We start from the raw sequence: 13,610 nt of genomic DNA, 5'->3' as shown, positions 1-13,610 counted from the left end.
AATGGGGGAATTGGAGGAGACGCCATGGGACGCACTAACATGCCGGACACGGCCACGATCGCGAGCGATTATCTGGAGTCGAAGGCGCGCTACGTGCCCGATGAATTCGATGGCGACCGGCAATTCGCCACTACGCTCGCACGCGGCCTAGACATACTGCATACCTTTACGCCGCGCGATTCCCAGCTCGGCAACGCTGAACTCGCCGCGCGCACCGGCATGAGCAAGGCCACGATTTCACGGTTCACGTACACGCTGACGAGGCTCGGCTACCTGCGCGTGAACCGGATGAACAACAAGTTTCAACTCGGGTCGGCCGTGCTATCGCTCGGCTATCCGCTGCTCGCGAGTCTCGCCGTGCGGCAGATCGCGCGCCCCTCGATGAAGGAGCTGGCGGACCATATCCGCGGTTCGGTGTCGCTTGGCATGCGTGACCGGCTGAACGTGGTGTATCTGGAAAGCAGCCGCAGCAACACGCCGCTTGGCTTGCCCGCGGACATCGGTTTGAGCTATCCGATCGTTCGCACCGCGATGGGCCGTGCGCTTCTCGCGGCGCTGCCGAGTGAACGGCGCGAGGCTCTATTGAATGAGATCTCCGTCAAGACGCCCGATGAATGGAACACGTTCGGGAAACGCGTGCTGCAGAGCATCGACTATTTTCATGAGCGCGGCTTTTGCGTGTCGTACGGCGATCTGCGACGTGAAGTACATGCCGTGGCCGTGCCGATGAGGCCGGCGGCCGATGGCGAGATCCTCGTGTTCAACTGCGGCGTGCCTTCGTATCTGCTCAAGGACGGACAGTTGGAACGAGACGTCGGGCCGCGGTTGTTGTCTATGGTGCGTAGCGTCGAAGGCGCGATGGGGATTTATTAGGGTGGCGGGCCGGTTGGTCGGTAGTCCCTGACGCTGCGAAATGGCTTGTCCGCAATAAACCTCGATCCGGCAGCCCATCAGGGTCGACGACGTATGCAGCGCAATAGTTTGCACCGTAACCGGCGCGAAATCCTGGCTTGCCTGTGTCGCGCCCGCCAGCGCCGAGCGCGGCTGCGTGAAAAACATCGACATCTTCTTGCGCCAGAGCGCTGAAGCAGAACTGGCGAATATAAGTCACGTTAGAGCTCGTGCTCCATCAGGTACGTGCGCAGCGCATCGTTCATGCGTGTTTGCCACCCGTCGCCCTTGGCCCTGAACCGCTCGATAATGTCGGCGTCGTACCGGCTGGTTACAAGCACCTTCGGGCTGTCCTTGGGTGGACGGCCCATGCGCTTTTTTTCCACCAGTTCCGAAAATGGCCGCATCGCCTTGATGTTGGCGCTCGGCACTTCGGCGGAATCAAACTCATGTTCGATTTCTGCAGGGGTCTTTTCACGCTTGCTCATAGTCTCTCACCTCTCTGGCGTTTGCTTTGCGCAGGCTAATGACGCGCATGGTTTCATCTCGGAACGTGAACGCGACCATATGGAGCCGGCCACCAATGTAACCAAAGCCGCGATAGCGTTCCTCACCGTAGTTAAACCGAGTATCGACTTCGTACCGCAGGTTATCCCAATCGAAGCGGCATGCGTCGGCGAGCGAAATTCCGTCGTGCCCTTCCTTGTTGATGGCATCTTTTGCCGGGTCGAATGTGATTTCCATTTAGATATTGTAGTAACAGAAAGTCTCGATTTCAACGACTTTTTGTAATAGCAGAAAACTCACTGCCGAGTTGCGCCGTATTGGATATAAACGTTGCGTCACAACCTCGTTTTCACGCGTCAAAATGGGTGATTTTTACAATCACTGGTTCGGCTCAAGCTTTAGCACCGGCGTGGCTTATGTGACTTGATCCTCGGGTCATCGCATATCGGCCGTGTCGAGTCGCCCAAGACTCCCAGCAAGCCTCAACCGTGCCGCGCGCCAATCGGCAAGCGCCTGCACACGCTGCTGCTGTGCGTTCGCCAGCGCGGTCTGCGCATTCAGCAGTTCGAGAATATTGCCCACGCCAGCCTGATATCGATGCTGGGCCGCAACAAACGATCGTTGCGCAATATCGAGCAGCGTTGCACTGTCCTTTACGCTGTTTGTCGAAGTCTGCACGGCCTGGTAGCTGTTCCAGACCTCCAGCCCGACCTGCTGGCGCGCGTCATCGAGCGCATCTTGCTGCTGCTCAAGTTGCGCCTGCGTCTGCCGGATCTGATACGTCCGGTTGAAGCCCTCGAAGAACGGAATTGTCACCTGCACGCCGACATACCACTCGTGTCCGCTTGCCGGGTATTCCTGAATCCCCAGCCCCAGACTGGCCGGCTGATTGTCCCGGCTGTATTTCGACACAAGACTGAAGTTCGGCAGGCCTTGTGCGCGAGTCTGGTCTACTTTTGCAGCCGCCGCATCCGTTTGGGCCAGCGCAGCCAGGACCGTGGGGTGATCGCGGCGGGCGTCCTCGATCAATTCGCCCACCGATTGTGTGAAAGCCGCGTCGGGCTGCACGCCATCCGTGACGACCGGTAGAGCGACGGGTACGTCTGGCGAAAGATCCATGTCGGAGGCGAGCGTCCCTGCCGCCGTTTGCCATGCCCCTTGAGCCTTGTTCCGGCTCAGGACGGCCTGTGTATAGGCCGTCTGCGCCTGCAGCGCGTCAGAGATGGGCGCGATACCTCTATCGACCCGGGCGGACGCTGCCTTCGCGCTGTCACCCGCCATTTGCTCAATGTCCGACGCGACGGCAAGCGCGCCAGCGGCGGCCTGTGCAGCGTAATAATCCTTCGCGACCGCGACAAAGAGGCTCTGGAGCGTCGCATTCTCGGTCGACCGGGCTGCGGCAAGCAGAGCCGACGCATTGCGAACCGCCGCTGCGCGGGCGCCAAAGTCATAAAGCGTCCAGTTCAGCGACACGCTTTCTGTATTGATGGTCGCAAGAGTCGCCGAACTCAGAGTCGGATGGCCTGTGACATCAGTGACGGAATTGTCGCGCATGAGCTGACCGTTGCCGGAGATCGTGGGTAGATAGGCCGAGCGTGCGACACCGAGGCCCGCTGCCTGAATCTTGACGTCGGCCCACGCTTCCCGCGTTTTAGGATTGCCACACAGCGCGCGCTCGATCGCTTCCGTCAATAGAAGCGGCCTGGACAGCAAGCCGAATTGGCATCCGCCCGCGTCCGGCGCCATCGCACCGGCGGGCGTTGGCGATATCCCCACTTCGGTACGAAGCACATCGAAAGCCCATGCACTCGATGTCGCCGCAAACAATCCCGCCGCCATCATAGTCACCAGCAGTTGCTTAGCGCTCACGCATGCTCTCCTGGGCGCTTTCCATCAACGGACCAAGGAAGTACCCTGCGACGCTGCGTTTGCCGGTCTTGATATCGGCAGTGACTTCCATGCCGGGGGTGAGTGTGATCCACTTTTTCTCCACGCGAATCCGGTTGGTCGACAGCCGGATTCGAACCGGGAAAGTCAGGCCAAGTTTCTTGTCCTGGACCGCATCGTTCGACACCGACACGACCGTTCCCGTGATAAATCCGTAACGCGTATAGGGAAACGCTTCAACCTTGACGGCAACCGGCTGCCCGGCATCTACGAAGCCAATATCCTTGTTCTGCAGTTGCGCCTCTACTTCGAGCGTGTCGTCAGGCACGATCTCCATCAGGGTCTGCGCCGTCGTCACCACGCCACCGAGCGTATGCGCGGCCAGTTGCTGGACGGTCCCGGACACCGGCGCGCTCAGGCTCAACAACGCCTGGCGGGTTTGCGCCTTGGTCTCGTCATCGCGGTTTTGAGTGGCCTGCTGTGTGTCCTTTTCCAGCTCATCAAGCTGGTCTTTACGGAACTTCGACGAGGCGGACTCAATGTCCGCGCGCTGCTCGGCAATGCCCGCCGCGAGCTCGCGCGCATGGCTTTGTTGCGCAGGTAGTTCGTGCTCCTGACCGAGTGCCGTCTGCTCCTTGTCGAGATAGTCGGTCTGTGCCACGTATTTATCGCCCGCTAGGGATTTGTATTCGTTCGCCTGTTGACGGGCAAGAGGCGCGGTTGCCTGGAGTTTCGCGACCTCTTGCCGGGTGCTGTCGAGTTCGGCCTCCCGCTTGAGCAGTTCAGCCCGGGCGCTATCGACCTTGTCGTGGTATTCGAGGAATGCACCTTCAGCCAGGCGCTGCGCTTCCAGCATCCGGTCCTCCGGAGCGCCTTCGACGTGCGCGACCATCGGCGGCCGATTGTCACGTAGCGCAGCAAGCAGTGCATTCGCCCGGGCGGCTCCCAGTTGGGCATCGAGCTTCGATGACTGCGCTTTATCGGCGTCGGCTGCCGCCTGTGTAGTGTCGAGCTTCATGAGCAACTGGCCTGCGCTCACCCGTTCGCCGTCCTGAACCAGAATCTCCCGGACCACTCCCGTCATGGCTGGCTGGATCACCTTGATGCGGGCATCGGGTACAAATTTTCCCGATGCCGACACGACGATATCCAAGCCTGCCAACAATACCGATCAGCAGAACCAGCACCGTGAAGATCACGATACTGCGCATTGCCCAGCGCGGCGCGGGATGCACCGGCGTTTCAACCAGTTCAAGCTGCGCAGGCAGGAACGCAAGCTCATGTTCGGCGCGGGCGGCAGAGTCAAACTGATGGCGGATGGTCCAGGCGCTGCGGAACACTGCCGCATAGCGGGTGAACAGGTCACCCATGGCCTGCAATCGCAAGAATTTCATGGTCAACCGTCCTGGAGGGATACGAGGTGCGCGTAATAGCCACCTAACCGAAGCAATGTTTCGTGGTTCCCTTGCTCGACAATCTGGCCTTTGTCCATCGCCACGATCTGATCGGCATGCCGTACAGCCGTTAGCCGATGGGCAATGATGACCACCGTACGTCCTGCGCACATCGCCTTCATGTTGTTCTGGATCACCCGTTCAGTCTCGAAGTCCAGCGCACTGGTGGCTTCGTCGAAGACCAGGATGCGCGGGTTGGTCAGGAGGGCCCGCGCGATCGCCAGGCGCTGTCGCTGGCCGCCCGACAGGTTCGACCCGTGCTCTCCGACCATCGTGTCGTAGGCTTCCGGCAACTCACAGATAAACTCGTGCGCGCCGGCAAATTTCGCGGCCGCAATCACCGCGGCCAGCGGTGCACCGGGATCGGTCAACGCGATGTTGTCCCGGATCGAACGGTTGAAGAGCAGGTTCTCCTGCAGCACCACGCCGATCTGGCGACGCAGCCACGCGGGATCGGCCAGCGCCAGATCGATGCCGTCGATACGAACCGTGCCCTGTTCAGGGATGTACAGCCGTTGCAACAGCTTCGTCAGCGTACTTTTACCCGACCCGGAGCGTCCCACGATACCGATTACCTGCCCGGCAGCTATATCCAGCCCGACGTTGTCAAGAATCGGCGGACCGTCCGGGCGATAACGGAAGCGGATATTGTCGAAGCTGATATGGCCCTTGAGCGCAGGAAGCGCCTGACGGCTTTGCGGCAGTTCCGTGCGCGAATTCAGAATGTCGCCTAGGCGGCTCATCGAAATGCCGACCTGCTGGAAATCCTGCCAGAGCTGCGCCAGTCTGAGCACCGGCGCACTCACCCGTTGCGACATCATGTTGAAGGCGATCAGTTCTCCTACGGTAAGCTTGCCATCGATAACCAGCTTCGCACCGAGAAACAAGGTGCTTAGCGTTACCAGCTTGCCGACCAGCTGAATGAGTTGCTGCCCCACATTGCCCAGCGAACTCACACGAAAACCCGCGCTTACATACGCGGCCAACTGTGTCTCCCAGCGTTTGATGAACTGCGGCTCCACGGCCATCGCCTTGACTGTCTCGATGCCCGATACCGCCTCGACGAGGAAGGACTGATTGTCGGCCCCGCGCGAGAATTTCTCGTTCAGGCGGCCGCGCAATACCGGCGTCAGGCCCGCCGAAATCGCACCGTACACAGGCAGCGAGATAGCGACGACCAGCGTCAGCCAGACGCTGTACAGGCACATCACGCCGAGGAATACGAACGAGAACGTCAGGTCGATGAGCGCGGTCAGCGCCTGTCCGGTCAGGAAGTTCCGGATGCTCTCGAGCTCGCGGACGCGGGCGACCGTATCGCCCACTCGACGCGCGCCGAAGTACGCAAGCGGCAGCGCCACGAGGTGTCGGAAAAGCCGCGCGCCCAGTTCGACGTCGATGCGGTTTGTGGTGTGCGCGAACACGTAGTTGCGCAGGCCCGTGAGCAGCACTTCGAATACTGAACTGACCAGCAGCGCCACACACACCACGTTGAGCGTACTGTACGTCCGGTTGACGAGGACCTTGTCCATCACCACCTGAAACATCAGCGGCGAGACCAGGCCGAAAAGCTGCAGGACGAGTGAAACGCCGAGGACTTCGAGAAGCAGCCGCCGATATTTGACGACCGCAGGAATGAACCACGAGAAGTCAAAACGCGCTAGTTCGCCAGCCAGCGATGCACGCGATGTGAACAGCAGCATCCGTCCATTGGAACGCTCCATGACCTCTTCGATCGGCCTCACAGCAGGCGCCTGCATGCCGGGTTCCAACACCAGAGCAGTCTTGCCGTCCGAACCGGCCAGGATAAAGTGTCGGCCCGTGCGATCGAGTGCCAGTGCAGGGAATGGTGTTTTCCCAAGTCGTTCTGGTATTAACACGACGGCACGCGCCTTGAGTCCGATACTGCGCGCGGACAGTACAAGTTGCGCTTCGGAAAACGCGTCGCTTCTGACTGCCGCCGCATGCTTGAGTTGCGCCGGATCGGTGGCTATGCCGTGAAAGCGTGCGATGAGCACCAGTGCCGACAGGCCGGCGTCTTCCATCTGCGCCGGTTGCTCTTCAATGCCCATGGATCAATTGCCGGTAGTGTTGTTCAATTTGCTGTGCTGCCGCCTCGGCGGACACGCTTTTGGTCGCGATCGAGATGTCTGGTGCACAAGGCGATTCATAGGGGTCGTCCCATCCGGTCATTCCCTTGATCTCGCCGGCCCTCGCTCGTGCGTACAATCCCTTGGTGTCGCGTTCGATGCAGGTTTGCAGAGGTGTATCGATGAGGACTGTGAAGCAACGGTGGTCGCCAATCCGGCATCGCGCAGCTTCACGGTCCACCTGGTAGGGAGAAATCGCGCTGACAAGAACGATGAGACCTGAGTCGACCATCAACCGCGCCACTTCGCCGATACGCCTCACGTTTTCGGCACGGTCCTCCCTGGAAAAACCGAGATCACAATTTAGTCCCGTGCGCAGTTCATCTCCGTCCAGCACGGACACTCGGTATCCGTGCGCTCGCAAGTTTTGTGCAGCGTGAATCGCGATCGTCGATTTTCCTGCGCCTGATAGTCCCGTGAGCCAGTAGCAGTAGCCTGTTTGTGCGTTGTGCGTATCCGTTCTCACGTTCTAGAGAATCCGGACGCGATGCACATTGAGTTCCGGCTTTTCCCAGAACTGGGTATGCGCGAACTTCGCGAAAAGGTCAGGCGGGATAGATGGCTTGCGCGCCTGATGCTCGACCTTCGCCCTGACCTTATGCAGTCCGGGCATGCCCAGGAGAGCATCGTAGTCAGGCTCGTCGTACGCCACGTGGTCAAGGTCATGACTGAACCAGGGTTCGCCCAGCTCCTCGTAGAGGCTACGGAGCGTCTGCTCCGGCGCGCGCACCAGACGATCGTACGGTACGAGGATCAATCGTTTGGCTTCGTCACCGAACCACGCCTCTCGCAGATTGCTCCATGGCAGGCCTATCAGGCCCTTCTCCGAATTCATTAGCGTTTCTACGCGGGCATAAACAGAAGAACCCGGCTCAAAATTGAACATGCGGGACAGTTGAAGGGGGTTCTTCGCCAGCATTCGCTCGACACTGTCGATAATCCAGCCGATGTCGCGCACGCAGCAAATAATGCGGGATTCGGGGTATAGCGCTTTCAGCAGCGCCGCCCTTCCCGTCCAGATTCGATTGGTATCGAACACTACTTCGCTCGGCTGAATGCCTGCGTAGTAGCTGTCGAAAACACCACGCAGCATGGCGGCGCGCTTTGCGTCGTCGAAAAACACGGCAAACTCGCCGCCGCACATTTTTTTATGCATGGTGCCGCATAGAGAGGCAACCGGACTGGTCATTGCCGCGGTAAAGCGTGGATTTTGGCGTAGCAACGCGCACAGCAGGGTCGAGCCTGAACGAGGAAGACCCGAGATGAGATGAAGCTTGTTTACCACAGGAGGATCCGATAATGCCCGTGGCGTTCATCACGAGCAATAGTCAATGAATACAATTAGTTATCCTGATGTCGCCGCACGCTTTCGCTCACGAGGACATCAGGGTCATTCAGTGTTGCGAGGTCAGGCCTAGTGCACGGACGCAGCGAGCATCGGTTGCGCGTTCAATTGCTGGATGGCCGCAAGGCTCGTGATACCGGCCGGCATGGGAGCGTAGGACGCCATCGCCTGGATCAACTGGTCGATCTGACTGCCCGACGCGTTGGACGCCGATGAACTCGAGTTCGATCCCGGACTGTACAGCGACTGGATGCCTGCGATGTCCGTACTGTCCAGCGTCCGGTTATTCGAAGTCAGGTCGTAGTACATGATCGAGTTTTGGTCGGCGTTGTCGGCCAATCCGAAAGCATGCCCGATTTCGTGCAGCATGACCTGCTCGAGCGTTGCATCGGTTCCCGAGTACGTGAGTTGACCGCCAGCGCCTGCCACCAACGCGTCCTGGTTCGGATCTTCCAGTTCGATGTTCGCGCCAGCCATCTGTCCATTCTTCGCCTGGTACGAGGTGTAGCCCACCACGCCCGTGCTCGCGGTGCTGAGATCGCCGAAGCCGACGCTGATATCCGATTGGGCCGAACCGGAAAGCTCCTCGAAGGTGATGCCCGAAGCGGCCGACCATGTGGCGAATGCTTGCTGGAGATCGGTCTCGTATGCGCTGTTCGCTTGGGAGTCGCCCGCACCCGGTGCGCCCGCAAGACTCCAGGTAATGACATTGCTGTCCCACTTTGAGCCTTCCAGTACTGACGATCCGGTTCCGGCGGTGGGAGTCGCCATCGCCGTGTTGTAGGCTTGATGGAGTCCGGCTTCTGCCGCAGTTGCGCCTGCCTGATCGCCCTTCGCCAGATCCGCTTGGGCGATCGAACCGATGTTGCTGCCTACTGATGCCTGGACCGTGCTCGCGCTGCCAGCGAAGCCGTAGCCGCCGTAATAGCCGTAGCCGCCGCTGAACAAGCCACTGTATGCGACATCATCATCGTAATCGTCATCAGAATTGTCGGATGAGCCGCTGCCTGACCCACTGCCGCTGAATCCGGTCATGATGCCGGTGTTCGGGTTGTAGGTGATCGCGCTCAATACCTGACCGGTCTGCGAGTTGTAGGTCACGACCTCGGAGAAATATGGGCCACCGTCGGCAATCTCAACCTCGTTAGCGAAGGCTGATCCGTCAAACAGTGCAACTTCATTGAGCTGGCCTGTAGCTTGGTTGTACATGCTCTCCTGACTCAGGCTATTGCCGTTGTACACATCCTCCTCGTATGCGTACGACGAACCTGGGCTGAAGAGGTCCACATAGGTCGTGTTACCAGAAATGACGTCGGACTGCGTTTCCTGCGCGGCCGGGTTGAACCACGTCTCGCTTGTTAACCGGCCAGCGGCGTTATAAGACAGCGCGGTTTGCGAGCCATCCGCATTGATTGTGTAATCCGTTTGCGAACCATCGGCATTAATGAGATTTGCACTGGTAGCGTCCCGAGTTGATGGATCGTAGAAGATTTCGGTGGCCGACCCGTCGGTATTGAACTGTGCCTGCTCGGTTTGCTGGCCGGCTGCGTTGTAGACCGATGCGGTTTGCGAACCGTTGCTCAGGAACGAATAGTCGGTCTGCGAGCCATCGGCGTTGATGTCGTTCTCGCCGGTTTGTACCCGTGTGGACGGATCGTAGAAGTTCTCAGTTGCCGAACCGTTGGCGTTGAATTGCGCCTGCTCGGTCTCTTGCCCGGCTGCGTTGAACGCCGTCATGCTCTGCGAACCGTTGGCGTTAAACGTGTATTGGTCCTGTGAGCCATCGGCGTTGATATCGGTCTCGCCGCTTTCCGCACGCGTGGACGGATTGTAGAAGTACTCTGTCGCTGAGCCGTTGGCGTTGAATTGTGCTTGCTCCGTCTCTTGCCCGGCTGCGTTAAACGCCGTCATGTTCTGCGAGCCGTTGGCGTTAAACGTGTACTGATCCTGCGAACCGTCAGCGTTGATATCGGTTTCGCCCGTTTCTGCGCGTGTGGACGGATCGTAGAAGTTCTCAGTTGCCGAACCGTTGGCGTTGAACTGCGCCTGCTCGGTCTCTTGCCCGGCTGCGTTGAACGCCGTCATGTTTTGCGAACCGTTGGCGTTAAACGTATATTGGTCCTGTGAGCCGTCGGCGTTGATATCGGTCTCGCCGCTTTCCGCACGCGTGGACGGATTGTAGAAGTACTCTGTCGCTGAGCCGTTGGCGTTGAATTGTGCTTGCTCCGTCTCTTGCCCGGCTGCGTTAAACGCCGTCATGTTCTGCGAGCCGTTGGCGTTAAACGTGTACTGATCCTGCGAACCGTCAGCGTTGATATCGGTTTCGCCCGTTTCCGCGCGTGTGGACGGATCGTAGAAGTTCTCAGTTGCCGAACCGTTGGCGTTGAACTGCGCCTGCTCCGTCTCTTGCCCGGCTGCGTTAAACGCCGTCATGTTCTGCGAGCCGTTGGCGTTAAACGTGTATTGATCCTGTGAGCCGTCGGCGTTGATATCGGTCTCGCCCGTTTCTGCGCGTGTGGACGGATCGTAGAAGTTCTCAGTTGCCGAACCGTCGGCGTTGAATTGTGCCTGCTCCGTCTCTTGCCCGGCTGCGTTAAACGCCGTCATGTTCTGCGAGCCGTTGGCATTGAACGTGTACTGATCCTGCGAACCGTCAGCGTTGATATCGGTTTCGCCCGTTTCTGCACCCGTAGATGAATTGTAGAAGAAGTCCTGCGATGTCCCATTGGTGAGGTTGAAGAGAGCAGCAGTCTGGGTGCCGGCTCCGTTGGCGCCGCTGAAGGCATCCGTTTCCGACGATTCGCCACTTGGCAACCCGGTGAAAGTGGTCACCTGTGAGTTACCCGCAGTGAAATCAGTGACCTGCGACGTCTCGGTACCGGTGCCGTTGGCCGACATATAGTCATCAATCAATTCCGAAACTCCACTGCCCAGGCCCGTGAAATACTGTGCCTGCGAAGTGCCATTGGTGAAATCGTAGAGGTCCTCCGACTGCGTTCCGGTAGCGTTCGTGCCACTGAAGAATTCGTCTTCCGACGCTTCCCCGTTGGACAGGCCAGTGTAGAAGAGCTCCTGCGATGTCCCATTGGTAAGGTCGAATAGAGCCGCAGTCTGGGTTCCGGTTCCGTCCGCACCGGTGAATGCATCCGTTTCCGACGTTTCGCCACTCGGCAACCCGGTGAAAAAGGTCTCCTGCGAAGTGCCGTTCGTGAAATCGTCGAGGGCTTCGGTCTCCTGGCCCGCAGCGTTGTAAAAATCCTTCGTTGCCGAACCGTCCGCGTTGAATTGCGCCTGCTCGGTCTGTTGACCGTACGCGTTGTACACCGACGCGCTCTGCGATCCATCGCTGTTGAATTGATAGTTGGTCTGCGAGCCATCGCTGTTGATCTGGTTCTCGCCAGTCTGCACCCCGCTCGACGGATCGTAGAAATCCTCGGTAGCCGAACCATCCGCATTGCATTGGTCCTGCTCGGTTTGCTGGCCGGAGGCATCGAAAATCGCTCTGCTATACGAACCATCTTGGTTAATGGTAATGTCTCGCTCGGACCCATCGCTGTTGACCATGACCTCACCCGTCATGAGACCGCTCGACGGGTCGTAGAAGTCTTCGGTCGTTGTGGCGTTCGGGATAATCAGCGCCTGCTCGATGAGTTGATCATCGGCGTTATAGACGGATATATTCTCGATCCCGCCTCTAAAGGTGCTGTCGGATTGCGAACCGTCACTGTTGAAGATGTTCTCGGCGGTTTCGGCTCCGGTGAGCGCACTGTAGAAAACCTGGCTTGTCTCGACGCCGCTTGTATAGTTGATCTCATCGGCCAAATTGCCGTTGCTGAACTGCTGGTCCTGCGTGAGCTCCCCGGTTGAACTGAATGTGTCGGTGTCGGTTTGCTCGCCGCTTGAATCGCTTATCGCGAGGCTCATTGAGCCGTCGTTGTTGGCGGTGAAACTGTCTGTCGCGCCCCCGCCAAAAGGACCGTTGTCACCGGATGCGCGGATCGTCCCACCTGAAATGGTGAACTCCTGTCCGGTGACGGCATTTTCGATTGTGTTGCTGTCGGTGGAGTTGAGTGTGACCGTGGAACCGGCGTTTTCGGTGATTGTGTTATTACCGCCAATAAAATCAGCACTGGAGCCTTGCGAAAGCGACACGACATCACCAGAAGCATTGACCTGATTGTCAGTGCCGTTTAGCGTGAACGTGGCGCCTGCCGAAGATGCAGTTACTTTATTACCCGAACCGTTCAGCATTGCGCTCGAGCCAGCGGCAAACGAAAGAGAACCGTTACTCAGGTTTAAAATATCGCCTTGCCCGGAGATCGACACGATGTTTCCTGCGATTCCATTTAAAACAACATTGTCGCCCGCGACAGCCAGCGAAGCATTCACGTTTGCATCAATGACATCACTTGTTACTATCCCCCCAGTGGAAGAGGTGTTTTCCGTGTAGGCAATACTACCGTCGCTATTGAATACTGTTGACTGCTGGGACGCCGTGTTACCGTTGCTCGAGATTTGATTCTGTAAATCTGCTTGCGGACCACTCAAATTACTTTCAAAGTTCTGCGTGGTAGTAGTAATACCATTCGTCTGAGTTGTCGTGATATCAGCGCTTAATTGCTGTGTGATTGCTCCGCTGGGGCCCGTTATTGTGCTGTTATAACCGCCAGTGGATGACGACAGATTGAGGGTCGTAATTGTGCCATTCGCCTGCGTGACCGACCATTGAGCGATTGGATCGGCGTAGATGTTCGTCACCCCATTGACAATGCTAGAGTTTGCTTGTTGGTCGAAAGTTGTCCCGTTCGCAAATGTATAGCGTGTGATGCTGTCAGCTAGCTGCTGAGAACTTAGTGGCGTCTCTGGAGCATAGCCAACCACGTTTCCGTTCGCGTCGGTCTGGGGCACTAAAAACGTGTCGGGCGCATTCGGGTCAATGCCAGCTCCTGATAAAGCGGACGACAAAACAGAAGGATTTGCATTAAGCGATTCCAATTGTGAGGCAGCTTGTGCCCACTGACTAGCCGTCAATTGCACCTGTGTAACAATACCGTTAGCATCTACCCGCCATCCAGTTGCCGACGCGACGAGTTGCACGGCCCCGGCAGCTGCTGACAAGACAGCTAACGGGATGATGAGGGTGCCACCAACGTCGGCGACAATCAAACCGGATCCTACCAATGCGGCCGCATTTCCGACTGCGCCCGAGAGGTCCGACAATGCCGGCGGCTGCCCATTCACCAGATCCTTTTTGATGCTCAAATAATTGTCGTAAAGTCCGACTACACTCGCCGCGAAACCAGCGAGACCCAGTGGTTTGACGAGTGCATCAACGTTTCCTGCAATTAAACTCGCACCGCCCAAGGTTGCCTGAGAAAT

Annotated in this window: 10 protein-coding genes; 2 read left to right on the top strand and 8 right to left on the bottom strand. The window is 58.2% G+C overall.

Going from position 1 to position 13,610, the window contains the following annotated elements:
• The first annotated feature begins 24 nt into the window (after positions 1-24).
• Positions 25-873, top strand: coding sequence for an IclR family transcriptional regulator (locus tag ACSQ36_RS39195; protein ID WP_255631212.1), 849 nt, complete (start codon positions 25-27; stop codon positions 871-873).
• A gap of 239 nt (positions 874-1,112) precedes the next feature.
• Here the strand turns inward: ACSQ36_RS39195 and ACSQ36_RS39190 are convergent, their stop codons facing one another.
• The 4 genes from ACSQ36_RS39190 to ACSQ36_RS39175 form a co-directional block, all read right to left on the bottom strand.
• On the bottom strand, positions 1,113-1,379 hold the full coding sequence (locus ACSQ36_RS39190; protein WP_213762802.1) for a BrnA antitoxin family protein: 267 nt from the start codon (positions 1,377-1,379) through the stop codon (positions 1,113-1,115).
• Positions 1,366-1,635 carry a BrnT family toxin gene (locus ACSQ36_RS39185; protein ID WP_213762803.1) on the bottom strand — a complete coding sequence of 90 codons (270 nt, stop codon included), beginning with the start codon at positions 1,633-1,635 and terminating at the stop codon, positions 1,366-1,368. Before ACSQ36_RS39185 ends, ACSQ36_RS39190 begins: the two co-directional genes overlap by 14 nt.
• Before the next feature lie 198 nt (positions 1,636-1,833).
• Positions 1,834-3,267, bottom strand: a complete 1,434-nt coding sequence (locus ACSQ36_RS39180) for a TolC family protein (RefSeq protein WP_436186263.1) — start codon at positions 3,265-3,267, stop codon at positions 1,834-1,836.
• Positions 3,257-4,426: an HlyD family type I secretion periplasmic adaptor subunit gene (locus tag ACSQ36_RS39175; RefSeq protein ID WP_436186262.1), complete on the bottom strand. Its 1,170-nt coding sequence runs from the start codon at positions 4,424-4,426 to the stop codon at positions 3,257-3,259. Before ACSQ36_RS39175 ends, ACSQ36_RS39180 begins: the two co-directional genes overlap by 11 nt.
• Here ACSQ36_RS39175 and ACSQ36_RS39170 point away from each other — a divergent pair.
• Positions 4,368-4,715 carry a hypothetical protein gene (locus tag ACSQ36_RS39170; protein WP_436186497.1) on the top strand — a complete coding sequence of 116 codons (348 nt, stop codon included), beginning with the start codon at positions 4,368-4,370 and terminating at the stop codon, positions 4,713-4,715. The two genes, ACSQ36_RS39175 and ACSQ36_RS39170, sit on opposite strands and share 59 nt — an antisense overlap.
• Here ACSQ36_RS39170 and ACSQ36_RS39165 read toward each other — a convergent pair.
• From ACSQ36_RS39165 to ACSQ36_RS39150, 4 genes are all read right to left on the bottom strand, one after another.
• Entirely contained in the window at positions 4,682-6,808 is a 2,127-nt protein-coding gene (locus tag ACSQ36_RS39165; protein ID WP_436186261.1) for a type I secretion system permease/ATPase, read from the bottom strand. The two genes, ACSQ36_RS39170 and ACSQ36_RS39165, sit on opposite strands and share 34 nt — an antisense overlap.
• Entirely contained in the window at positions 6,798-7,352 is a 555-nt protein-coding gene (cysC, locus tag ACSQ36_RS39160; protein WP_436186260.1) for an adenylyl-sulfate kinase, read from the bottom strand. Before cysC ends, ACSQ36_RS39165 begins: the two co-directional genes overlap by 11 nt.
• Positions 7,353-7,355: 3 nt before the next feature.
• On the bottom strand, positions 7,356-8,171 hold the full coding sequence (locus tag ACSQ36_RS39155) for a sulfotransferase family protein (RefSeq protein WP_436186259.1): 816 nt from the start codon (positions 8,169-8,171) through the stop codon (positions 7,356-7,358).
• 129 nt (positions 8,172-8,300) lie between these two features.
• On the bottom strand, positions 8,301-12,557 hold the full coding sequence (locus ACSQ36_RS39150; protein ID WP_436186258.1) for a matrixin family metalloprotease: 4,257 nt from the start codon (positions 12,555-12,557) through the stop codon (positions 8,301-8,303).
• Positions 12,558-13,610 lie beyond the last annotated feature (1,053 nt).

Source organism: Caballeronia sp. LjRoot34, from assembly GCF_964253815.1.
In the GTDB taxonomy this organism is placed as follows: Bacteria; Pseudomonadota; Gammaproteobacteria; order Burkholderiales; family Burkholderiaceae; genus Caballeronia.
The sequence above is the reverse complement of the archived record's forward strand: the minus strand, read 5'-3'. Positions and strand labels throughout refer to the sequence as shown.

Excerpts from the sequence above, each read along its gene's own strand:
- ACSQ36_RS39195 (WP_255631212.1), top strand. The coding sequence starts at position 25 with ATGGGACGCACTAACATGCCGGACACGGCCACGATCGCGAGCGATTAT.
- ACSQ36_RS39190 (WP_213762802.1), bottom strand. The coding sequence starts at position 1,379 with ATGAGCAAGCGTGAAAAGACCCCTGCAGAAATCGAACATGAGTTTGAT.
- ACSQ36_RS39185 (WP_213762803.1), bottom strand. The coding sequence starts at position 1,635 with ATGGAAATCACATTCGACCCGGCAAAAGATGCCATCAACAAGGAAGGG.
- ACSQ36_RS39170 (WP_436186497.1), top strand. The coding sequence starts at position 4,368 with ATGGCTGGCTGGATCACCTTGATGCGGGCATCGGGTACAAATTTTCCC.
- ACSQ36_RS39165 (WP_436186261.1), bottom strand. The coding sequence starts at position 6,808 with ATGGGCATTGAAGAGCAACCGGCGCAGATGGAAGACGCCGGCCTGTCG.